The following is a 20,711-nucleotide window of genomic DNA, read 5'->3' on the forward strand; positions in this document are numbered from 1 at the left end:
CCCTTGAGTCAAACTGGAAATCGGCACCCACTGGGCGACCCGGCGGCTGCGTAAGTTATGCTGCGCAGCATATTGCAGCGCCGAAAGAACCCGCTAAGCTTCCGCACTGCACAAACCGCTTGGAATTATGACGGTTTTGCGCATATCCTCGACTTGGGAGCAATCGTTACCGGCCGCTTACGGGCCCGCCGGTATCCGCGGGAGGATGCTGTATGGCGGCGAAAAACGAACCGGTGGTCATCAAGAAATATGCCAACCGCCGGCTCTACAACACGGGCACCAGCACCTATGTGACGCTCGAGGACCTCGCCGAAATGGTGAAGAAGGGCGAGGACTTCACCGTGCAGGACGCCAAGACCGGCGACGACATCACCCACCCGGTTCTCACCCAGATCATCTTCGAGCTGGAGAACAAGGACGGGCAGAACATGCTGCCCATTCCGTTCCTGCGCCAGCTCATCGCCTTCTATGGCGACCAGATGCAGATGATCGTGCCGTCATTCCTCGAACAGTCGATGCTCGCCTTCTCCAAGGAGCAGGAGCGCTTCCGCGAACAGATGAAATCGTCGCTCGGCAAATCGCCGATGGACATGATGAAGTTGGCGACGCCGATGAAGGCGCTGGAGGAACAGACACGGCGCAACATGGAAATGTTCCAGAACGCCATGCGCATGTTCACGCCCTTCCCCGGGGCTGCGACGGGCGGTGCCTCGAGCACGGCCGCCGAGCCGGCCAGAGCCGAACCCGCCAAGGCGGAGCCGGCCGAAAAGACCGACGATCTGCAGGAACTGAAGGAACAGATCGCCGCCATGCAGCGCAAGCTGGACAAGCTTTCGTAGGTGACGAGACGGGGCAGGTTCGCGATTGCCATGTGGATGGCATGGCGCGAAGTTCTCGCTCCGTCATTCCGGGCAAGCGAGCAAAGCGAGCGCAGACCCGGAGCCTATTGAGCAGCGCGGCCGGGATCTAGGTTTGGGTCAGCCTTCGTGAAACGTGCAGCGTGGGTTCGGCGACGCGAATGTTCAAGGCGAGGACCCGGCCGCGCCCGACGGCTTGCGACCAATGGATCCCGGATAGCCTTCGCTGCGCTCCGGCTTCCGGGATGACGATTTTCCGATCTATCCTTTGAACGTCCCGGCGAACCGTTCGCGCAACAAATTCTTCTGCACCTTGCCCATCGTGTTGCGCGGCAATTCGTCGACCACGAAGATGCGGCGCGGCTGCTTGAAGCGGGCAAGCTTCGTCGACAATCCGGCAAGCAGGGTAGCCTCGTCCAGCGTCGTGCCCTTGCGCGCGGTGACGATGCCGACGACGCCCTCGCCGAGGTCGGGATGCGGCACGCCGACCACCGCCGATTCCTCGACGCCGGGTATCTCGTCCAGCAGAAGCTCGATTTCCTTCGGATAGATGTTGTAGCCGCCGGCGATGATCAGGTCCTTGGCGCGGCCGACGATGGTGACGTAGCCGTCAGCATCCTGCGTGGCGAGATCGCCGGTGATGAAATAGCCGTCGACCCGAAACTCCTGCGCGGTCTTTTCCGGCATGTTCCAGTAGCCCTTGAAGACATTGCGGCCCTTCACCTCGATGACGCCGATGCCGCCCGCAGCCACGGGCTTGCCGGTGTCCGGGTCGGCGATGCGGACGGAGACGCCCGGCAGCGGCTGGCCGACAGTGCCGGCGCGGCGCTCGCCCTCATAGGGGTTCGAGGTGTTCATGTTGGTCTCGGTCATGCCGTAGCGTTCGAGAATGCGTTTGCCCGTACGCGCCTCGAAGTCGCGGTGCGTCTCGGCAAGCAGCGGCGCGCTGCCGGAAACGAACAGGCGCATATGGGCGACAAGCTCGTGCGTCAGCCGGGGGTCGGCCAGCAACCTCGTATAGAAGGTGGGCACGCCCATCATCGTCGTCGCCACCGGCATGTTGGCGACAAGGTCGTCCAGGTCGAGGCCGGGCAGGAAGACCGCCGAGCCGCCGGCGAGCAAAATGACGTTGGTCGCCACGAACAAGCCGTGCGTGTGGAAGATCGGCAAGGCGTGCAACAGCACGTCGTCCTTGGTGAAACGCCACGTATCGACCAGCGCCTCGGCATTGGAGAGCAGATTGTCGTGCGTCAGCATCGCGCCCTTGGAGCGCCCGGTGGTGCCGGAGGTGTAGAGGAAGGCGGCGAGATCGTCCGGCCCACGTTCAGCCGGGGCGAAGGTCGCGGGCTTGCCTTGCGCCCTGTCCTTCAGCGTGCCGGACCCGTCGCCACTAAGCGTCATCAGCACAGCACCCGCTTTGTCGGCCACCGACCGCAGCGCCGCTTCGCTTGCACTGTCGCAGATCAGCAGTTTCGCGCCGGCATCGCTGACGAAATAGTCGACCTCGGCGGCCGTATAGGCGGTGTTCAGCGGCAGGAACACCGCGCCCATGCGCACCGCCGCCGCGTAGACGGCCAGCGCTTCCACCGATTTCCTGGCCTGCAGCGCCACGCGGTCGCCGGGCGTAATGCCGGCCTCGGCCATGGCATGGGCAAACCGCGCCGACAGCGCGAGGAAGCCGGCATAAGAAACCGTCGACCCGTCCTTCAGCCGCAGGAAGGTGGCCTCGCTCGCTTCATGCGGCTTGAACAGGGCATCGTAGAGCGTGTTGGCCAAGATGGTCTCCAGCGAAGCGAAACGGGTCGGGCCCTTGCAGCATGGCCGGGGTCCAGTGACAAGCGCAAGTCGCCTTCTGGCATTTGCCTGTCGCGGCGCCGCGCCCTAATTAGGGCGGGTCAGCTCCGCTTCCCAACATCGAAAGCCCATCATGACCGAGACCGACCTGATCCCCGTCTTCGACGGCCACAATGACACGCTGCTCAAGCTCTACCAGTCCGGCCAGTCCGATGTCGAAAAGCTGTTCATCGAAGGGTCGCCGGCCAGCTGGCACATCGACCTGCCGCGCGCCAGGAAGGGCGGCCTGATCGGCGGCATGTTCGCCATCTTCCCGCCGCCGCAGGAAGAGCGCAAGGCCAAGGACGACGGCGTCATCTCGTTGCCAAGCGACAACGAGCCGCTGCCGCCGGAACTGCCGCGTTCGGTCGCGCAGGAAAGCACGCTCGCCATGGCCTCGATCCTGCTCCGGCTCGAACGGGCCGGCGCCCTCGCCATCTGCCGCAGCGCCGCCGACATCCGCGCAGCGATGGCCAGGAACACGATGGCCGCGGTCTTCCACATCGAGGGCGTCGAGGCGATCGACACCGACCTCGTCATGCTCGACGTGCTGCACGCCGCCGGCCTGCGCTCGCTGGGCATCGTCTGGAGCCGCCCGAACGCCTTCGGTCATGGCGTGCCGTTCCGCTTCCCGTCCTCGCCCGACACCGGCGACGGGCTGACCGATGCCGGCAAGGCGCTGGTCAAGGCCTGCAACAGGCTGAAGATCATGATCGACCTGTCCCACCTCAACGAAAAAGGCTTCCGCGACGTCGCCAGGCTTTCCGATGCGCCGCTGGTCGCCACCCATTCCAACGTGCACGCGTTGTGTCCGCATTCGCGCAACCTGACCGAGTGGCAGCTCGGCGCCATCAAGGACAGCGACGGCATGGTCGGCCTGAACTACGCCACCGGCTTCCTGCGCGAGGACGGCCGCATGAATGCCGACACGCCGCTGGAGGTGATGGTGCGCCACATCGATGCGCTGTTGAAGGCGCTGGGCGAGGATCGCGTCGGCCTGGGTTCGGATTTCGACGGCGCCATGATCCCGGCCACCATCGGCGACGCCGCCGGCCTGCCCAGGCTCACCGACGCGCTGGCCAAGCACGGCTATGGCCGCGCCCTCATCGAAAAGATCGCCTACCGCAACTGGCTGCGCGTGCTGGAAAAGTCGATCGGGTGATGCGCCGCTTCCTTCTCCCCTTGTGGGAGAAGGTGGCCGAGCCCCGGCGGCAAAGCCGCCGCGGGCGAGGTCGGATGAGGGGTGCTGGAAGAAACGAGGCGCTTCAGAACCAGCGCCTCAATTCAACGACACCTCATCCTGCAAAGCTGCGCTCCGGCCAACACCCCTCATCCGTCTCGGCGCTACGCGCCGATCCACCTTCTCCCGCAAGGGGAGAAGGAAGACCCCCCTCAACCCATCCGCTCCAGCCACGCCTTGCCCACCTTACGATCGCGGATGATCGCCAGCGGGTCCTCGGCGTCGAGCCGGGAGCAGATGCGGTAGACTTCGAGCGTCTCGGCATCCATCTCGCCGCGCTTGTAGAAATACATCGCCGCCGCGTAGCGGGCGCGGCCCGACCAGGCTTCGCCGAGCGGCGTGTTGACCAGCGCCCATTGTTCCAGCGCCTCGGCGTCCTCGGCTTCCGTCATCAGATCCACCTCGCGAGCGCCCGCCCCACCGACCGGCGCCGGCATCATGCCAGAACGACACGGCGCTGCCGACTGCCGACTGCCGACTGCCGACTGCCGAAGATGCCACGGCCCGACCCGCCCTGTTCATATTGAATGAATGTTCAGCAAATTATCTTGCGTTTTCCCGCCGACGCGCTACGCTTTGTGGCATCGGAAACAGTCAGTCAGCACTTGGGGTCGATACCCGATGAGCAGGACGACGCATGCGGGCGCACCGGATGCCGGCCCGGAATATGACGATGCCGCGATCCGCTTCCTGGCCGCGCTCTGGGGCGAAGGTTATCTGTCGCCCGGCGGCCCCGACGAGGTCGACCGCATCGTCGAGGGCCTCGCCCTTGAGGGCAAGAGCCTGCTCGATATCGGCTGCGGCGCCGGCGGCATCACGCTGCACCTGCTTGTTAGGCATGGCTTGGCCAAGGTGACGGGTTTCGACGTGGAACTGCCGGTCGTAGAGGCGGCGCGCGGGCGGGCGAAGGCGGCTGAGATAAAAGGACGCGCCGTCTTCGTCCAGGCCCCGCCGGGCCCGCTGCCCTTCGCCGACGCCTCCTTCGACGTCGTCTTTTCCAAGGACGCGCTGCTGCATGTGCCCGACAAGGAGGCGCTGTTTGCCGAGATCTTCCGGGTGCTGAAGCCAGGCGGCGTCTTTGCCGCCAGCGACTGGCTGATCGGCCATGACGACGAGCCGTCCCCGGCGATGAAGAACTATGTCGCCGCCGAGGGCCTGTCCTTCGCCATGGCCTCGCCGATGCGTTATGCCGAGGCGATGCGCGAGGCCGGCTTCGTCGGCGTCGCCACCCGCGACCGCAACCCGTGGTATCGCGAGGTGGCGCGGGCGGAACTGGAACGCCTGAAAGGCCCGCTCTACGCGGTTGCCGCCAGGGCGGTCGGCGCCGCCTATGTCGACAAGAACATCCGCACCTGGGAGGCGATGCAGAAGGTGCTTGACTCGGGCGAGCACCGCCCCACTCATCTGCGCGGCTGGAAGCCCGGCGAGATTGGATAGCCGGGTATGCAGGAGACCGTTTCGCCGATGAAGACCATCGACCTGGAAGAACAACCCGCCGAGCCCGAGCAGCGGGGCGGGCCTGAAAAGCGCGGCCGCAAGGCCTCGAAGGAAGTGCGCCGGCTGCAGCTGATCGAGGCAACGATCGATTCGCTGGCCAAGCGCGGTTATGCCGACACCACCATGGCCGACGTCGCCGACGGCGCCGGCCTGTCGCGCGGCATCGTCAACTTCCATTTCGAGAGCAAGGAGAAGCTGCTCGTCGCCACGCTGCAGCATATGTACGACGAATATTCGGCGCATTGGCGCGCCGCCTACACCAAGGCCGGAGACGATCCGGCCGCCCAATTGCTGGCCCTGGTGGTGGCGGATTTCGACCGCGCCGTCTGCAACAAGCGCAAACTCGCCGCCTGGTGCGCCTTCTGGGGCGAGGCCAAGTCGCGCCCCACCTATCAGGCTTTGTCGGGCGCGCGCGACGCCGCCTACCAGAACCTGATGCAAGACCTCTGCGGCAAGCTCGGCCAGCAGGCAGGCTATGCCTACGAGCCGCAGGCGCTCGCGCTGTCGTTGAGCGCGCTTCTGGAAGGGCTTTGGCTGCGGTTGATGATGGGCGTCGAGGACGTGTCGCGGGAGACGGCGCTGACCTCGGCCAATGAATTCCTGCTCACCGCGTTCCCGAAACACTTCGCCCGCGCGGCGAGCGGAATCCGCCGTATGGCGACCTGACAACAACGAACGGGCGCCGGCCCGCAGCAAAAGGGGAATCCAGATGAAGACGAAAACCCGCTATTGGACGATGGCATTGGCGCTGGCAGGCGTTTTGGCGGCGGCGGCAACCACCGCCTCGCATTCCGCTGGCAGCGACCTGGTCGTCTTTGACTGGGCGGGTTACGAGCTGCCGGAATTCCATCCCAAATACACCGAGAAACAGGGCAGCGCCCCGACCTACGCCTTCTTCGGCGACGAGGACGAGGCGTTCGAGAAGCTGCGCTCCGGCTTCAAGTCCGACCTTGCCCATCCCTGTTCGCAAAGCGTGGTGAAATGGCGCGACGCCGGCCTGCTGCAGCCGCTCGACACCTCCAAGATCACCGCCTGGAAGGACCTGAACCCCGGCATCATGAAGATGAAGGACCTGGCCACCTCGGCCGACGGCACCGCCTGGTTCATGCCCTGGGACTGGGGCAACACCCAGCTCACCTATAATTCCGATAAGGTCGATGAAAAGGACGTTCAGTCGCTGAAGGCCTTCGCCGACCCCAAATTCAAGGGTCGCGTCTCGATCGGCGACAATGTCGACGACGCCTACGCGCTGGCCGCTCTCGTCATCGGGCTGAAGGACTGGACCCAGATGACCGACGACCAGTTCAAGCAGGCGTCGGACTTCCTGCGGCAAGTGCACAAGAATGTCCGGCTCTACTGGACCGACACCACCAACATCGTCCAGGCGCTGACCGGCAACGAGATCGACCTCGCCTGGGCCTGGAACGACGCCACCGCGCAGTCGGTGCTGGCCGGCGCCCCGATCAAGGCCAACCGTGACACCAAGGAAGGCATCTCCACCTGGGTCTGCGGCTATGTCAGGCTGAAGGACGCCCCCGGCAATGCCGACCAGGCTTATGATTTCCTCAACGCCATCAACGAGCCCGACGTCGCCAATGTGCTGGTCAAGAACTGGGGTTACGGTCAGGCCAATGCCAAGGGCATGGCGGCGGTCGACCCGGCCCTGCTCAAGGGCAAGGGTTACGACGATGTCGACAAATTCGTCGACAAGACGCTGTTCCAGTCGCCGATCCCGGCGGAACTCAAGCAGAAGATGATTGCCGAATTCGAGAAGATCAAAGCGGGGTATTGAACGGCATGATCCATGACGTGATCGTCATCGGGGCCGGCTTTGCCGGCCTTTCTGCTGCATTGGCCCTGCGCGACGCCGGCCTCGAAGTGCTGGTGCTGGAGGCGCGCCAGCGCGTCGGCGGTCGCGTCGAATCCCGGATCGATGGTCTCGGCGACCGCTACGACAGCGGCGGCCAGTTCCTGTGCGAGGACATGCCTCAGGTGATGGCGTTGGCATTCCGCCACGGCAAGACCCTGGTGCCGGCGCCCACCGACGGTGCCTTCACCCTGCAACCGTCCATGTCGGAGGAAGACGGCGAGGCGCTCTGGCTGGCCAGTTTCGCCATTCGCGAGCGCATGAACGCGATCGACCCCGCCGATCCGGCCATTCGCGACCTCAGCGTGGCGGACTGGCTGGCCCGCCAGCCGGACGCCGCCGATGCCAAGTCGGCTTTCCGGTCGACCATAGAGGGCCTGTGGTGCCAGCCGCTCGACGCCGTGCCCCTGTGGTACCTCGTCGACAATGACCGTCGCATCACCAACGAGGTCTCGGAGCTGCAATATTTTCCGGGCGAGACCATGCACCGGCTTGCCGAGGACCTCGCTGCCGGGCTCGGTGACCGCATCCGCCTGTCGACGCCGGTAACCGAAATCCGCCGCGAAGAGTCTGGCGTTGTTGTGGTGACGCCGGCCGGTCCGTTTCAGGCGCTACACGTCGTCGTCGCCGTGCCGCCCGTCACCGCCAGCCGCATCGCCTTTTCGCCGCCCTTGCCGGCGCAGCTCGCCGGGGCGCTCGGCGCCTGGCGCTGCGGCACGGTCATCAAGATGCGGCTTCGCTACGCCCGCGCCTTCTGGCGCGACGAGGGCCGCAACGGCATGGTGTTGTGGCGCGACATCCACGGGCTGTTCGCCTGCGACACCAGCCGCGACGACGGCCACACGATCCTGACCGTCTTCGCCGGCGGTCCGCTGGCCTTGCGGCTGCGCGCGCTCGGCGCCGACGGCATGCGCGCCGAGGTGCTGGACCGGCTGGTCGCGGCGCTCGGCACCGACGCCCGCGACGTGCTCGACTTTGCCGCCCGCGACTGGAGCGACGAGCCGTGGAGCGGTGGCGGCTACAGCGACAGCGTCGCCGATTTTTCCGCGCAGGATGCCGAAGCCGTACTTCGCGCCGGCGCGTCGCCGATCCATTTCGCCTGTTCGGAATTGTCGCTGTCTTTTCCCGGCTATGTCGAAGGCGCCATCGTCAGCGGGCGCCGGGCGGCGGAAGCGGTCTGCGATATGTTCGACCTGCCGGTCGGCCTCGACCCGCTAGGGTAAAACCTCGCGCCGACCTGGGCCCGAAAACGCGACCCGCCGGCGTCGTTTTTCCGGCGGAACCCGGTCCGCCAATACCGATATCGTCGCGGCCATGATCGACGCAGTGGTGACGGAGAGCCGCCGCGAAAGACGGCGCGTCAGGGGTGACGAAGCGGGGAACGCCGCGCGGCGCAAGCCCGACTACCGCACTCTGCGCAACCCCTTCCTGCCGCAGCCGGTGTTTTCCGAGGACCAGGTAGCCGCCATCCACGACACCGCGCTGCGCGTGCTGGAAGAGCTCGGCATCAAGGTGCTGCTGGCGGAAGCGCGCGAACTCTACCGTCGCGCCGGCGCCGTCGTCGATGAAGAGACGCAAATGGTGCGCATCGGCCGCGACATCGTCACGGCAGCCCTTGCCTCCGCGCCGAAGTCGATCCGGGCCTATGCCGGCGACCGATCGAGGGACCTTGTGCTGGAAACGGGCACGCTCAGTTTCCTGGCGGGCTCCGGCGCCCCCAACGTGACGAACCTCGACCGGGGCCGCCGCCCCGGCAACCTCGCCGATTTCGAGAATCTTGTCCGCATCGTCCAGAGCTTCGATGCCCTGCATATGATGGGCCCGTTCATCGAGGCCCAGGACGTCGACAACCGGTTCCGCCACTATGCGGTCAACCGGGCGCAGTTGACGCTTTCCGACAAGCTGCCCTTTGTCTTCGCGCGCGGCGCGCCGCAGGTTGAAGACTGTTTCGAGATGCTGCGCCTGGCGCGTGGCCTTTCCGACGACGACTTCCTGTCGAACGTTTACTGCTACACCGTCATCAACACCAATTCGCCCCGCATGCTCGACATTCCGATGGCGCAAGGCATCATCGACTTCGCGCGGGCCGGCCAGATGTCGGTCATCACGCCCTTCTGCCTGGCCGGTGCCATGGCGCCCATCACGGTTGCCGGCGCGCTCACGCTGCAGCATGCCGAGGCGCTGGCCGGGCTGGCGCTCGCCCAGATCAGCCGCGCCGGCGCGCCGGTGGTCTATGGCAGCTTCTCCTCCAATGTCGACATGAAGTCCGGTGCTCCGGCCTTCGGCACGCCCGAACATGTCAAGGCGACGCTCGGCTCCGGCCAGCTCGCGCGCTTCATCGGCCTGCCATGGCGTTCCGGCGGCGGCAGCGCCGCCAATGTTTCCGACGCGCAGGCCGCGCACGAAACCCAGTTCTCGCTGTGGGGCACGGTGCTGGCGGGAGCCACGATGTGCATCCACGCCGCCGGCTGGCTGGAAGGCGGCCTGAGCGTTTCCTTCGAAAAGCTGGTCACCGACATCGAGGCGCTGCAGACCATCGCCGAACTCTGCGCCGCCGTCCCGGGCGATGCCGACGCGATCGGCTTCGATGCCATCGCCGAGGTGCAGCCGGGCGGACATTTCTTCGCCGCGCGGCACACCATGACGCGCTATCGCACCGCCTTCTACGAACCGCTGGTCGCCGATCTCTCCAATTTCGGCTCGTGGACCGAGGCAGGCTCGCGCACGGCGACGGAGCGCGCCAACACCGTCTGGAAACGAACGCTCGCTGAATTCGAGCCTCCGGCCTCCACCGCCGGCCGCGCCGAGGTCCTCGACGCCTTCATCGCGAAGCGAACCGGGCAAGGCGGCGCTGAACCGGTCTCGTGAGCGGGCGCGCCAATCGGCGGTCGGTCCCGGCCCGCAGCCGGGGTCCTTCAACTTCCGCCCTGGTCCCCAGGCAGGGTAAGGCGGCTGCCCTCGTCAAGGCGAGAAATTTCTCCTAACCTCGATCGACATGCCGTTTTGCGATCGGGAGCTCTCGCGCCATGGCCTTTACGTTTCGCCCTATCCTCTTAGCCGCAACACTCGCCAGCGCTGCCGCCGGAACCGCGGCCTTCGCCGCTGGCGGCGACCTCGTCGTGTTCGACTGGTCGGGTTATGAGGACCCGCTGCTGCACCCCGACTACGCCGCCAAATACAGCGCCGAACCGAGCTTCTCCTTCTTCGGCGACGAGGACGAGGCCTTCGAGAAGCTGCGCGCCGGCTTCAAGGCCGATGTCGGCCACCCCTGCGCCCAGAGCGTGGTGAAATGGCGTGACGCCGGCCTGCTGCAGCCGCTCGACACATCCAGGATCACCGGCTGGAAGGACATCAACCCCGGGCTGATGAAGATGAAGGACCTCGTCACCAGCGGCGACGGCAAGGCATGGCTGATGCCGTTCGACTGGGGCACGTCCTCGCTGATCTACCGCACCGACAAGGTGACGCCCGAGGACGCGAAGTCGCTGCGCATCTTCGCCGACCCGAAATTCCAGGGCCGCGTCACCATCGGCGACAATGTCGACGACGCCTTCGCGCTGGCCAGCCTCGTCATCGGGCTGAAGGACTGGACCAAGATGACCGACGCCCAGTTCAAGGAAGCCGCTGACTTCCTGCGCCAGGTGCACAAGAACGTCCGCTTCTACTGGACCGACGACACCTCCATCAACCAGGCCTTCACCGGCAGCGAGATCGACCTCGCCTGGGGCTGGGCCGAAACCTATGTCACGCTGAAGGGCCAGGGCGTGCCGCTGGAGATGAACCGCGACACCAGGGAAGGCCTGTCGACCTGGGTGTGCGGTTATACGCTGCTGAAAGACGCCGCCCATGTCGACGAGGCCTACGACTTCTTCAACGCCGTCAACGCGCCGAATGTGTCGAGCCACATCGTCACCACCTTCGGCTACGGTCATGGCAACGCCGCTGGCATGGCCTCGGTCGACAAGAAGCTGCTTGCCGACCGGGGTTTCGACAACCTCGACGCCTTCCTCGACAAGACCCTCTTCCAGCAGCCGCTGCCGGCGGAGCTGAAACAGCGCATGGTCGCCGAGTTCGAGAAAATCAAAGCCGGTTATTGAGGCCGATCGTTCGCGAAAAGAAGCCTATTATTCGCGATCCCGAGGGGCAGTGAATAAAAACCGGGCGCGAAAAGCCGCCTGTTTCGCGCAGGTCCTTGATCCGAAAGCGCCAAATTTTTTCACTCGCGGCCGCTATCCCGACTTCTGTTCACTTTGGCATGGGTATCAGGCCTTGCGCGCAAGGCGCGGCCTCGGCATCTCGGCGGTCGTATCTGGACGTGTTGAGCCGATTTATTTATAAGCCGCCCATCTCAACACAGCCGCGAACAGACCGTAGGGGTGCCATGGCCGGCCATTCACAGTTTAAAAACATCATGCATCGCAAGGGCCGCCAGGACGCGGTCCGCTCGAAGATCTTCTCCAAGCTCGCCCGCGAAATCACCGTCGCCGCCAAGCAGGGGATGCCCGACCCGGCGATGAACCCGCGTCTGCGTCTGGCCATCCAGAACGCCAAGGCCGAGTCGATGCCGAAGGACAACATCCAGCGCGCCATCAACAAGGCTTCCGGCGGCGACGCCGAGAACTACGAGGAAGTGCGCTACGAAGGCTATGGCCCGGGTGGCGTCGCGCTGATCGTCGAGGCGCTGACCGACAACCGCAACCGCTCCGCCTCCAATGTGCGCGCGGCCTTCACCAAGGCCGGCGGCGCCATGGGCGAAACCGGCTCGGTCTCCTTCATGTGGGATCGCATCGGCGAAATCGTCTATCCGGCCAAGGCCGGCAACGCCGACAAGGTGATGGAAGCGGCGATCGACGCCGGTGCCGACGATGTCGAGACCGACGAGGAAGGCCACACCATCTACTGCGCCTTCGAAAATCTCGGCGAAGTCTCCAAAGCGCTCGAAGGCGCGCTCGGCGAGGCGGAATCGGTCAAGGCGATCTGGAAGCCGCAGAACAACATCCCGGTCGACGAAGAACGCGCGCAGTCGCTGATGAAGCTGGTGGCGACGCTGGAAGACGACGACGACGTCCAGAACGTCTACGCCAATTTCGAGGTCGACGACGCAACGCTGGCCAAGCTCAGCGCGGCTTAGTCGCCAACTACCGCCCGACCCACTGGACGGAAACTAGGCGTCGCTGCCAAACTGTCCCCTTGTTTGCAATATGATTTGCATGCGGGGGGATGAGATGGCTGATGATGGCGGCGCCAGCCGTGATCCAACTTGGTTTGATGAAGCGCTGAATTGGCCTGGTCGCCCGGGCCTATGGCGCAGGCTGGCAGCCCTATCTATTGACTATATAGTTGTTTTTGTTATATTTTTTCCACTTACATCTCTTGCTCATTATTTGACTGACGGTGGGGTGAAAAGCACGTTCTCGCTTCGCTGGAATCTCTGCCAAGCGGCGACCCTGAACCATTCAAGCGACCCGTCACTTAGTCGCTATAGTTGGAATGTATGCAGAACATCCATTTTCGGTCTGAAAATAGCCGAATCGGCAGTCGGAACTGCGCCCGACCAGCAAGCGGGTGAGCCTTCCTCCATCTCGCTAGATCTCGATTCAAAAGGCAACTTTCGACCGGCAGCCCTGGACCTCGGCTTCCTCGAACCGCTTGTCCTCGCCCTCTATTTCTTTGTTTTGGAGCGGAAATCTGGACAGTCGATTGGCAAACGAAGCATGGCAATCAAGGTACACGACCAGTATGACAAACATCGCACCGGATTGTCGGTGCAAACGTCTGCTCGTCGGCAAACAATGAAGTTCCTCGGATTCGCACCGATGGCGCTCCTTGGAGGTTGGTATGCCCTTCAGGCTTGGGGCGATGTCCCGGGAACGATTCAGCAAATTTCCAATCTGGAAATAGTGATCGCGCTCGTCGTTTCTGCGATCGCTCTGGTTTGGCCGATCTGGATAATGATATCCACTGCACTCGGCGACGATCCAATCCACGATCGGGTTGCAAGCACGACAGTTCGCCTGTTTGAGATTGAGACCTGACTGAGATGGACAAGCCCCGCATCGTCATCACCTATTGCACGCAGTGCCAGTGGCTGTTGCGCGCCGGCTGGATGGCGCAAGAGCTTTTGTCCACTTTTGCTACTGACCTCGGCGAGGTCGTGCTGGTTCCGGGCACCGGTGGCATCTTCACCATCCAGTGCAACGACACACTCATCTGGGACCGCAAGCGCGATGGCGGCTTTCCCGATGCCGCCAGGCTGAAGCAGCTGGTGCGCGATGTGATCGACCCCGAGCGCGACCTCGGTCATTCCGACCGCAACAAGGCGTAGCACTTCGAGTGCGACCAGTCGGTTCGAATGCGGGGCGCGGCCCTTGCTGCGGGTTCCGCCGGCTTGGTCCCGATCGTCGGCGAAAAAAAATCCGCCGCCTGGATCAGAGGCGGCGGATTTTTCCTGGCAGACTGCCAGATGGCTTACATCAACGCCGCGATGAAGGCGGCCAGGGCGCCGGTGCAGGCAAAGGCGCGCACATGGTTCCAGAACACCCAGCGGTCGAGATGGACCGCCCAAAGCTGGGCGGCCGCCTGACTGTCTGGCGCAGTCGCCGCCAGCGCATCGTTCATCGGTACGTTGACGACTATGGTGACGATGATGTTGCCGATGATGTAAAGCGCCGCACCCGCCACCACCCAACCGGGCCGCGCGACGCCCCAGCCGAGCAGAGCCGCCAGCACCAGGAACAGCGCCAGCAGTGCCGTGCCCATGAAGATGGACAGGAACAGCGGGTTCTGGATGACCGTGTTGATGGTGTTCATGACCAGCACGCCCTGGGGCACCGGTACCTGCGCCAGCGAGGGCATCACCGAATTGGAATAGGCGAAAAACAGCCCCGCCATGAGGCCGCTGCCGAGCGCGGCAATGAAGGTGACGATAACGACGATCGGAGCAAACATTTTTCCCTCCCTCCTCAACGGTTCAGGTTCCACACGCCGGCGGCGGTGGTTTCAGCGGTATAGATTGAAAAGTCCTTCGGCGCGCGGCCGATTGCACGCTGCACACCGTCGGTGAGCGAGGCGTTGCGGCCGTCGAGCACTTCGGTGAACAGCTCGTTGACCAGCCAGATCAGGTCGGCCGGCACGCCATGTTCGGCCATGGCGGCATTGTAGGCATCCTGCGGCACGCGCACGAAGCGGATGTCGCGGCCGCTTGCCCCGGCGATTTCGGCGACCGCCTCCGGGAAAGAGATGAGACGCGGGCCGGTCAATTCATAGACCTCGCCCAGATGGCCGTCTTCGCTCAGCACCGCGGCCGCCACATCGGCGATATCGTCGGCATCGATGAACGGCTCCTTCACCTCGCCGACCGGCAAGACAACTTCGCCAGCCAGGACCGGCTCGAACAGGAAGCTCTCGGAGAAGTTCTGCGCGAACCAGGCACAGCGCAGGATCGTCCAGTCGGCGCCCGATGCCTGCACCAGTTCCTCGGCGCGCTGCGCTTCCGGCTCGCCGCGGCCGGAAAGCAGCACCAGCCGGCGCACGCCGTGGCTTACCGCCAGCCGGGCGAATTCGTCGACCGCTTCCGCGGCGCCCGGCACGGCGAGATCGGGATAATAGCTGATGTAGACGGCGCCAACGCCTTCGAGGGCGCCGGCCCAGCCTGCCTTGTCGGTCCAGTCGAAGGCCGGGCTTCCCGAGCGCGAGCCGATGCGGACCGGAATGTTCCTGGCTTCCAGCCTTTCAGCCAGCCTGCGGCCGGTCTTGCCGGTACCGCCAAGGATCAGGACCGGCTTGGATGTTGTGTTGGTCATTGTTTCTCTCCTCGTTGCAAAACATGAGCAATCCTCACGTTTGCAAAATGTGATAAATCCTCATATTCTGTGAGTCAAGCAGGAATTTTTCGGGACGCCCGCCCGGAACGCCTTTTGAGGATCCATTGATGGAAAGCGCATCGACCGTCGCACAGGACGCTCCCGGCCCGCGCCGCGAGCCCAGCCAGAAGCGCAGCCGCGAACGAGTGGAACGCATGCTGGGCGTCGCTTCGGCGCTGATTGCGGAAAAGGGCAGCGACGCGCTGCGCATGGGCGAGGTGGCCGAGAGAGCCGGCGTGTCGATCGGCTCGCTCTACCAGTTCTTTCCCGACAAGAGCGCCATCATCCGGGCGCTGGCCGACCGCTACCAGAAGGAAAGCGAAGCCTGCATCGCCGAAGCGCTGGCAAGTGTCGACGATATGAAAAGCCTGGAACGGGCCTTCTCCGAACTGGTCGATACCTATTACGACATTTTCCTGGCCGAACCGGTGATGCGCGACATCTGGTCCGGCACGCAGGCCGACAAGGCGTTGCGCGAACTCGAACTCGCCTGCAGCCGCGCCAATGCCGGCTTGCTGCTCGCTGTGCTCAGGCGCCTGCGCCCCAACGAAGATCCGGCCGCGCTCGAAAGCTCGGCCTTCCTTATCTGGCAACTTGGCGAAGCGGCGATGCGGCTCGCGGTCTCGGTCGACCGCGAGGAGGGCGACAGGCTGGTCGCCACCTACAAGCGCATGGCGCTTGGTGAACTAGCGCGCCGCTGAGACCGCGCCTTCGTCCATCGCCGACGCGTGCTTGGTGTCGCGCATGGAGACATAGACCAGCAGCGAAACGAAGATCACCCCGGCAAGGTAGTAGTAGAACCATTGCTCGTGGCCATGCTGCTTGAACCACAGCGCGATGACCGGCGCGGTGCCGCCGAAGATCGAAACCGTCAGCGCATAGGGCACGCCGACGCCGGTGGCACGCACGGCGGTCGGGAACAATTCTGCCTTCACCACCGCATTGATCGACGTGTAGCCGGCGGTGAAGATCCAGGCGCTGCAGATCAGCAGGAAGGCGACGAACGGCGATTTGGTCGACGCCAGCAGCGTCAGGATCGGCACGGTGAGCAGCGTGCCGGCGACACCGAAGAAGACCAGCAGCGGCTTGCGCCCGATCCGGTCGGAGATCAGCCCGTAGATCGGCTGCAGGATCGACGCGAAAATCAGCGATCCGGCGATCACATAGGTGGTGGTGAGATCCGCCAGGCCGACCGTCTGCTTGACGAAGGTCTGCATATAGGTGGTGAAGGTATAGAAGGCGGCCGTACCGCCCGCCGTGAGACCGACGACGATGGCAACCTCGCGTGGGTATTTCACCAGGCCACGCAGCGCGCCTTCGCGCTTCTGCGCCGCCGTGGTGGCAACGAATGCCTCGGTCTCGTGCAACTGCCGGCGCATGATTGCCGAGACGATGGCCAGCAGCGCGCCGATGACGAAGGGAATGCGCCAGCCCCAGGCAACCAGCTGCTCATGCGTCAGGAACACGTTCTGAAGAAGCAGCAGCACCAGGATGGCGCAGAGCTGCCCGCCGATCAGCGTCACATACTGGAAGCTGGAATAGAAGCCGCGATGGTTGGGATCGGCGACCTCGCTGAGATAGGTGGCGCTGGCGCCGTATTCGCCGCCGAGGCTGAGACCTTCGATAACGCGGGCGAGCGCAAGCAGCACAGGCGCGGCAAAACCGATCGTGGCATAGGTCGGCGTAAACGCGATGATGAGCGAGCCGAAACACATCATCAGCACCGAAATGGTCAATGACAGCCGGCGCCCGTAGCGGTCGGCGAGGTGGCCAAAAAACCAGCCGCCGACAGGCCGCACGATGAAGCCGGCGGCAAACAATGTCGCCGCATTCAATTGCTGGACGACGGGATCTTCCGACGGGAAGAAGGCCGGCGCGAAATAAAGCGCGAAGGCCGTATAGGCATAGAAGTCATACCATTCGACCAGATTACCGATCGAACCGATGAAGATGGCCTTGATCCGACGCCGGGCGTCGTCGAAATGGAGAGCGGTGTCCGTCACATGTCCTCCCTGCCCCCGGCAGGAAGATCGGACACTTCGTGATACGATGCAACTCGAAGCTGTCCGAATGTCGAGTACCGCACGGGATAACAAGGTGGAGGAGCTTGCCGGGCATCTTTCGGCAATAAAAAACCCGCCTCGAAGGCGGGTTTTTTGTGTTCGCTGTCGCGTCCGGCTTAGATGCCGAGATTGGCGAACTTGTTCTTGAACTTCGACAGACGGCCGCCGCGATCGAGCAGGGTCTGCTGGCCGCCGGTCCAGGCCGGATGCGTGGAGGGATCGATGTCGAGGTTCATCGTGTCGCCTTCCTTGCCCCAAGTCGAACGGGTCTGGTACTCGGTGCCATTGGTCATGACGACCTTGATGGTGTGGTAGTCGGGATGGATGTCAGCCTTCATCGCTCTTGTCCTGGCTAGGTGGGACGGCGGCCCTGCGGCGATGCGCCCCTTTTTAAAACTCGAAGCCGCAGCTATTGAGGAGCCACGGCTTCAAAAACGGTCGGCGTGCCTATACAACAGGCGAAATTGAATCACAAGGCCGCGCCGGAGCCAATTCGGACAGGAACCCGGACGATGGCGGACCCTCTCAGCGCAGACGAGCGCAGACGCTCGCTCAAGCCGCTTCAGCGCGTATTCCCCTACATCGCCCGCTATCGCGGTCTGGTCGTGGGTGCAGGCATCTCGCTGACCCTGGCCGCCGTGACGACGCTGGCGCTGCCGCTGGCCGTGCGCCGCATGATCGACAACGGCTTTTCCACCTCCGATTCCGTCTTCATCGCCAGCTACTTCGGCATGCTGATGATCATGGCGGCCGTGCTCGCGCTGGCTTCCGCCGGCCGCTACTACTTCGTCATTACGCTGGGCGAACGGGTTGTCGCCGATATCCGCCGCGACGTCTTTTCCCATGTCACCACGCTGTCGCCCGCCTTCTTCGACACGGCGCAGTCGGGCGAGATTATTTCTCGACTTGCCGCAGACACCACGCAGGTGAAATCCGCTGTCGGCGCCACCGCTTCCGTGGCGCTGCGCAACGTCATCCTCGGCCTCGGAGCGCTGGCGATGATGGTGGTGACCAGCCCGAAACTCTCCGGCCTCGTCATTGCCGCCATTCCCATCATCGTGCTGCCATTGGTCGCCTTCGGCCGCTCGGTGCGCCGCCGGTCCAGGCAGGCGCAGGACACGCTGGCAAACGCCACCGCCTATGCAAGCGAGCAGATCGGCGCCGTGCGCACGCTGCAGGCCTTCACCAATGAAGGCCTGGTCACCAACCGTTTCGCCGCCGCCGTCGAAGGCGCCTTCGCCGCCGCCCGCGCCTCGGTGCTTGCCCGCGCCCTGCTCACCTTCTTCGCCATCTTCATGGTGTTTTCCTCGGTCGTCGCCGTTTTGTGGTTCGGCTCGCGCGACGTGCTGTCGGGTACGCTGTCGCCCGGCACGCTCGGCCAGTTCCTGCTCTATTCGGTGTTCGCCGCCGGCGCGCTCGGCGCGCTCTCGGAAGTCTGGGGCGAACTGTCACAGGCCGCCGGCGCCGCCGAACGGCTGACCGAGATCCTGGCCGAGAAGCCGGGCATCGAGGCGCCGGCACGGCCGAAGCCGCTGCCGACGACGACCAAGGGCGCAATCGAGTTCGACAATGTCTCCTTCTCCTATCCGGCAAGGCCGGACCGTGCCGCCGTGCACGGCCTTGCCTTCAAGGTGAAGCCTGGCGAGACGGTCGCCATCGTCGGCCCGTCCGGAGCCGGCAAGAGCACGGTGTTTTCGCTGATCCTGCGTTTCTACGACCCTGAAACCGGCACCGTGAAGATCGATGGCCTCGATCTCACCGAAGCCGATCCGCTGGCCGTGCGTCAGCGCATCGCCATCGTGCCGCAGGATGTCACCATCTTCGCCGCCAGCGCGCGCGACAACATCGCCTTCGGGCGGCCCGGTGCTTCGAACGCCGAGATCGAGGCGGCGGCCAAGGCGGCACTCGCCGATGAATTCATCCTCAAATTACAGAATGGCTACGACACGCCTGTCGGCGAACGCGGCGTCACCCTTTCCGGCGGGCAACGCCAGCGCATGGCGATCGCCCGCGCCATCCTACGCGACGCGCCGATCCTGCTGCTGGACGAGGCGACCTCGGCACTCGACGCCGAAAGCGAGACCCTGGTGCAGGAGGCGCTCGAACACCTGATGCGCGGCCGTACCACGCTGGTCATCGCCCACCGGCTGGCGACGGTGCTGAAGGCCGATCGCATCCTCGTCATGGACAATGGCCGCATCGTCGAGGAAGGCACCCACAAGAGCCTTGTCGCCAAGGGCGGCATCTACGCCAAGCTCGCCAAGCTGCAATTCGAGACGGGCGCCAGCGCTTTTATGGGTGCGGCGGAGTAACGTATAAGCCGCAGCCACGCATCCGCCTATCCCAGCAGATTGCGCGCGGTGCGCATGAAAACCCTGGTGCCGATCGGAATAAGATCGTCGGGGAAATCGTAATCGGGATTGTGCAGTGCCGGATGCCGTTCGCCGGCGCCCAGGAAAAGCATCGCCGAAGGGGCGCTGCGCCCGAAGATGCCGAAATCCTCCGAAGCCCGCATCGGCAGGCTCTCCTCGCTGTGTTTGACGCCCTCCTGGTCGAGCGCGGTACGCAGATGCTCGACCGCCGAAGGCGCATTCATGCTGGCGACGAAGATCTCGTGATAATCGACCTTGAACGTCAGCCCCTGCTCGCCGGCAATACGACCAGCAAGCGCCTCGGCCGCGGCGCATAGCCCCGCCATGCGCTCGTCGAGCCGCGTACGCAAGGTCGCCCACACTTCCGCACGGCCCGGCGCGACACCGAACACAGCCTCGCCCATCGCGGCATGGGTAACGGTGACCATGCCGAAATCGTCGTCGGTGAAAGCGCCGCCGCCGAGCTTCGCCAGCGCCGGCATCAGTTGGCTCACCGCCAGCATCGGCGAAGTCCCGGTTTCCGGCATGGACGAGTGCGCCGTCTTGCCTTCCAGCACGATGCGCATGCCGCGCGAGGCGCAATTGACGACGCCCGCTTTCAGCCTGACCTCGCCAAACGGGATGCCTGGCAAATTGTGCAGCGAGAACGAGAAATCCGGCGCGATCTCGCCGAAACGCCGATCGGCCACCACGCCGGCGGCACCATCGCCAGTCTCCTCCGCCGGCTGGAACATCAGCACCGCACGCCCCTTTGCCGGGCGCTTGCGCCCGAACTGCCGGCCAAGTGCGGCCAGAATGGTGGTGTGCCCGTCATGGCCGCACATATGCGACTTGCCTGGAACCAGCGAGGAATGCGGCACGCCCGACAATTCCTCGATCGGCAGCGCGTCGAGTTCGGACCGGAACAGCACGGTCGGGCCGGGTCTGCCACTGTCGTAGATCACGGCGACACCGTGACCGCCAAGACCGGTCAGCACCTCGTCCGGCTTGGTGTCGTCGAGGAAGGTCACCACCGCGCGAGCGGTCGCTTCCTCCTCGTTGGAGATTTCCGGATATTGATGCAGCCGGCGCCGCCAGGCCGTGAGTTCGATGAGGTCCTGGTTGGTCAGGGACAATGCGG

20 protein-coding genes are annotated in these 20,711 nt (G+C 64.5%); 13 read left to right on the forward strand and 7 right to left on the reverse strand.

Annotation, left to right across the window (positions count from 1 at the left end; all coding sequences use genetic code 11):
* The first annotated feature begins 212 nt into the window (after positions 1-212).
* The gene (phaR, locus tag QFZ88_RS11720; RefSeq protein WP_024922891.1) at positions 213-839 is read left to right on the forward strand and encodes a polyhydroxyalkanoate synthesis repressor PhaR; all 627 of its coding nucleotides are present in this window, start codon (positions 213-215) and stop codon (positions 837-839) included.
* Between the two features lie 279 nt (positions 840-1,118).
* On the opposite strand, the gene QFZ88_RS11725 is transcribed toward phaR, so the two are convergent.
* On the reverse strand, positions 1,119-2,633 hold the full coding sequence (locus tag QFZ88_RS11725; protein WP_024922892.1) for a malonate--CoA ligase: 1,515 nt from the start codon (positions 2,631-2,633) through the stop codon (positions 1,119-1,121).
* Between the two features lie 151 nt (positions 2,634-2,784).
* Between QFZ88_RS11725 and QFZ88_RS11730 the strand changes: the two genes are divergently transcribed.
* Positions 2,785-3,852, forward strand: coding sequence for a dipeptidase (locus QFZ88_RS11730; protein ID WP_024922893.1), 1,068 nt, complete (start codon positions 2,785-2,787; stop codon positions 3,850-3,852).
* Between the two features lie 230 nt (positions 3,853-4,082).
* Here QFZ88_RS11730 and QFZ88_RS11735 read toward each other — a convergent pair whose 3' ends face one another.
* Positions 4,083-4,322 (reverse strand): hypothetical protein, encoded by a 240-nt coding sequence (locus QFZ88_RS11735; protein WP_024922894.1) that lies wholly within the window; start codon positions 4,320-4,322, stop codon positions 4,083-4,085.
* A 229-nt stretch (positions 4,323-4,551) separates the two neighbouring features.
* Between QFZ88_RS11735 and QFZ88_RS11740 the strand changes: the two genes are divergently transcribed.
* From QFZ88_RS11740 to QFZ88_RS11780, 9 genes are all read left to right on the forward strand, one after another.
* Positions 4,552-5,367, forward strand: a complete 816-nt coding sequence (locus QFZ88_RS11740) for a class I SAM-dependent methyltransferase (RefSeq protein WP_024922895.1) — start codon at positions 4,552-4,554, stop codon at positions 5,365-5,367.
* Positions 5,368-5,373: 6 nt separating this feature from the next.
* Positions 5,374-6,093 carry a transcriptional regulator BetI gene (betI, locus tag QFZ88_RS11745; protein ID WP_024922896.1) on the forward strand — a complete coding sequence of 240 codons (720 nt, stop codon included), beginning with the start codon at positions 5,374-5,376 and terminating at the stop codon, positions 6,091-6,093.
* A 43-nt stretch (positions 6,094-6,136) separates the two neighbouring features.
* Complete coding sequence (locus QFZ88_RS11750; protein ID WP_024922897.1) at positions 6,137-7,219, forward strand: substrate-binding domain-containing protein; 1,083 nt, start codon at positions 6,137-6,139, stop codon at positions 7,217-7,219.
* A gap of 5 nt (positions 7,220-7,224) precedes the next feature.
* Positions 7,225-8,517 (forward strand): flavin monoamine oxidase family protein, encoded by a 1,293-nt coding sequence (locus QFZ88_RS11755; RefSeq protein ID WP_051504825.1) that lies wholly within the window; start codon positions 7,225-7,227, stop codon positions 8,515-8,517.
* A 91-nt stretch (positions 8,518-8,608) separates the two neighbouring features.
* Positions 8,609-10,162, forward strand: a complete 1,554-nt coding sequence (locus QFZ88_RS11760) for a trimethylamine methyltransferase family protein (protein WP_024922899.1) — start codon at positions 8,609-8,611, stop codon at positions 10,160-10,162.
* A 158-nt stretch (positions 10,163-10,320) separates the two neighbouring features.
* Positions 10,321-11,391, forward strand: a complete 1,071-nt coding sequence (locus tag QFZ88_RS11765; RefSeq protein ID WP_024922900.1) for an extracellular solute-binding protein — start codon at positions 10,321-10,323, stop codon at positions 11,389-11,391.
* A 284-nt stretch (positions 11,392-11,675) separates the two neighbouring features.
* The gene (locus QFZ88_RS11770) at positions 11,676-12,425 is read left to right on the forward strand and encodes a YebC/PmpR family DNA-binding transcriptional regulator (RefSeq protein WP_024922901.1); all 750 of its coding nucleotides are present in this window, start codon (positions 11,676-11,678) and stop codon (positions 12,423-12,425) included.
* A 94-nt stretch (positions 12,426-12,519) separates the two neighbouring features.
* On the forward strand, positions 12,520-13,329 hold the full coding sequence (locus QFZ88_RS11775; RefSeq protein ID WP_161773067.1) for an RDD family protein: 810 nt from the start codon (positions 12,520-12,522) through the stop codon (positions 13,327-13,329).
* A 5-nt stretch (positions 13,330-13,334) separates the two neighbouring features.
* Positions 13,335-13,619, forward strand: a complete 285-nt coding sequence (locus QFZ88_RS11780) for a SelT/SelW/SelH family protein (RefSeq protein ID WP_036254060.1) — start codon at positions 13,335-13,337, stop codon at positions 13,617-13,619.
* A gap of 143 nt (positions 13,620-13,762) precedes the next feature.
* Here QFZ88_RS11780 and QFZ88_RS11785 read toward each other — a convergent pair whose 3' ends face one another.
* Together QFZ88_RS11785 and QFZ88_RS11790 are read right to left on the reverse strand one after the other, a co-directional pair.
* Positions 13,763-14,242, reverse strand: a complete 480-nt coding sequence (locus tag QFZ88_RS11785; RefSeq protein WP_024922904.1) for a DUF1772 domain-containing protein — start codon at positions 14,240-14,242, stop codon at positions 13,763-13,765.
* A gap of 14 nt (positions 14,243-14,256) precedes the next feature.
* Positions 14,257-15,096, reverse strand: a complete 840-nt coding sequence (locus tag QFZ88_RS11790) for an NAD(P)H-binding protein (RefSeq protein ID WP_024922905.1) — start codon at positions 15,094-15,096, stop codon at positions 14,257-14,259.
* A 128-nt stretch (positions 15,097-15,224) separates the two neighbouring features.
* Here QFZ88_RS11790 and QFZ88_RS11795 point away from each other — a divergent pair, with 128 nt between their 5' ends.
* Positions 15,225-15,857 (forward strand): TetR/AcrR family transcriptional regulator, encoded by a 633-nt coding sequence (locus QFZ88_RS11795; protein ID WP_024922906.1) that lies wholly within the window; start codon positions 15,225-15,227, stop codon positions 15,855-15,857.
* Here the strand turns inward: QFZ88_RS11795 and QFZ88_RS11800 are convergent.
* Both QFZ88_RS11800 and rpmE read right to left on the reverse strand, forming a co-directional pair.
* Positions 15,843-17,159 (reverse strand): MFS transporter, encoded by a 1,317-nt coding sequence (locus QFZ88_RS11800; protein WP_024922907.1) that lies wholly within the window; start codon positions 17,157-17,159, stop codon positions 15,843-15,845. The two genes, QFZ88_RS11795 and QFZ88_RS11800, sit on opposite strands and share 15 nt — an antisense overlap.
* Positions 17,160-17,335: 176 nt before the next feature.
* Complete coding sequence (gene rpmE, locus QFZ88_RS11805; RefSeq protein WP_024922908.1) at positions 17,336-17,557, reverse strand: 50S ribosomal protein L31; 222 nt, start codon at positions 17,555-17,557, stop codon at positions 17,336-17,338.
* A 174-nt stretch (positions 17,558-17,731) separates the two neighbouring features.
* Between rpmE and QFZ88_RS11810 the strand changes: the two genes are divergently transcribed.
* Entirely contained in the window at positions 17,732-19,531 is a 1,800-nt protein-coding gene (locus tag QFZ88_RS11810) for an ABC transporter transmembrane domain-containing protein (protein ID WP_024922909.1), read from the forward strand.
* Between the two features lie 26 nt (positions 19,532-19,557).
* On the opposite strand, the gene QFZ88_RS11815 is transcribed toward QFZ88_RS11810, so the two are convergent.
* Positions 19,558-20,706 (reverse strand): amidohydrolase, encoded by a 1,149-nt coding sequence (locus QFZ88_RS11815; protein WP_024922910.1) that lies wholly within the window; start codon positions 20,704-20,706, stop codon positions 19,558-19,560.
* Positions 20,707-20,711: the final 5 nt, after the last annotated feature.

This window comes from Mesorhizobium sp. YL-MeA3-2017 (assembly GCF_030814575.1).
Classification (GTDB): Bacteria; Pseudomonadota; Alphaproteobacteria; order Rhizobiales; family Rhizobiaceae; genus Mesorhizobium; species Mesorhizobium terrae.

Bases quoted from the DNA above. Each gene is read 5' to 3' on its own strand.
- QFZ88_RS11765 (WP_024922900.1), top strand. From the start codon at position 10,321: ATGGCCTTTACGTTTCGCCCTATCCTCTTAGCCGCAACACTCGCCAGC.
- QFZ88_RS11795 (WP_024922906.1), top strand. From the start codon at position 15,225: ATGGAAAGCGCATCGACCGTCGCACAGGACGCTCCCGGCCCGCGCCGC.
- QFZ88_RS11755 (WP_051504825.1), top strand. From the start codon at position 7,225: ATGATCCATGACGTGATCGTCATCGGGGCCGGCTTTGCCGGCCTTTCT.
- rpmE (WP_024922908.1), bottom strand. From the start codon at position 17,557: ATGAAGGCTGACATCCATCCCGACTACCACACCATCAAGGTCGTCATG.
- QFZ88_RS11775 (WP_161773067.1), top strand. From the start codon at position 12,520: ATGGCTGATGATGGCGGCGCCAGCCGTGATCCAACTTGGTTTGATGAA.
- QFZ88_RS11780 (WP_036254060.1), top strand. From the start codon at position 13,335: ATGGACAAGCCCCGCATCGTCATCACCTATTGCACGCAGTGCCAGTGG.
- QFZ88_RS11730 (WP_024922893.1), top strand. From the start codon at position 2,785: ATGACCGAGACCGACCTGATCCCCGTCTTCGACGGCCACAATGACACG.
- QFZ88_RS11785 (WP_024922904.1), bottom strand. From the start codon at position 14,242: ATGTTTGCTCCGATCGTCGTTATCGTCACCTTCATTGCCGCGCTCGGC.
- QFZ88_RS11760 (WP_024922899.1), top strand. From the start codon at position 8,609: ATGATCGACGCAGTGGTGACGGAGAGCCGCCGCGAAAGACGGCGCGTC.
- QFZ88_RS11770 (WP_024922901.1), top strand. From the start codon at position 11,676: ATGGCCGGCCATTCACAGTTTAAAAACATCATGCATCGCAAGGGCCGC.
- QFZ88_RS11810 (WP_024922909.1), top strand. From the start codon at position 17,732: ATGGCGGACCCTCTCAGCGCAGACGAGCGCAGACGCTCGCTCAAGCCG.
- QFZ88_RS11740 (WP_024922895.1), top strand. From the start codon at position 4,552: ATGAGCAGGACGACGCATGCGGGCGCACCGGATGCCGGCCCGGAATAT.
- QFZ88_RS11735 (WP_024922894.1), bottom strand. From the start codon at position 4,322: ATGACGGAAGCCGAGGACGCCGAGGCGCTGGAACAATGGGCGCTGGTC.
- phaR (WP_024922891.1), top strand. From the start codon at position 213: ATGGCGGCGAAAAACGAACCGGTGGTCATCAAGAAATATGCCAACCGC.
- QFZ88_RS11790 (WP_024922905.1), bottom strand. From the start codon at position 15,096: ATGACCAACACAACATCCAAGCCGGTCCTGATCCTTGGCGGTACCGGC.
- QFZ88_RS11750 (WP_024922897.1), top strand. From the start codon at position 6,137: ATGAAGACGAAAACCCGCTATTGGACGATGGCATTGGCGCTGGCAGGC.
- betI (WP_024922896.1), top strand. From the start codon at position 5,374: ATGCAGGAGACCGTTTCGCCGATGAAGACCATCGACCTGGAAGAACAA.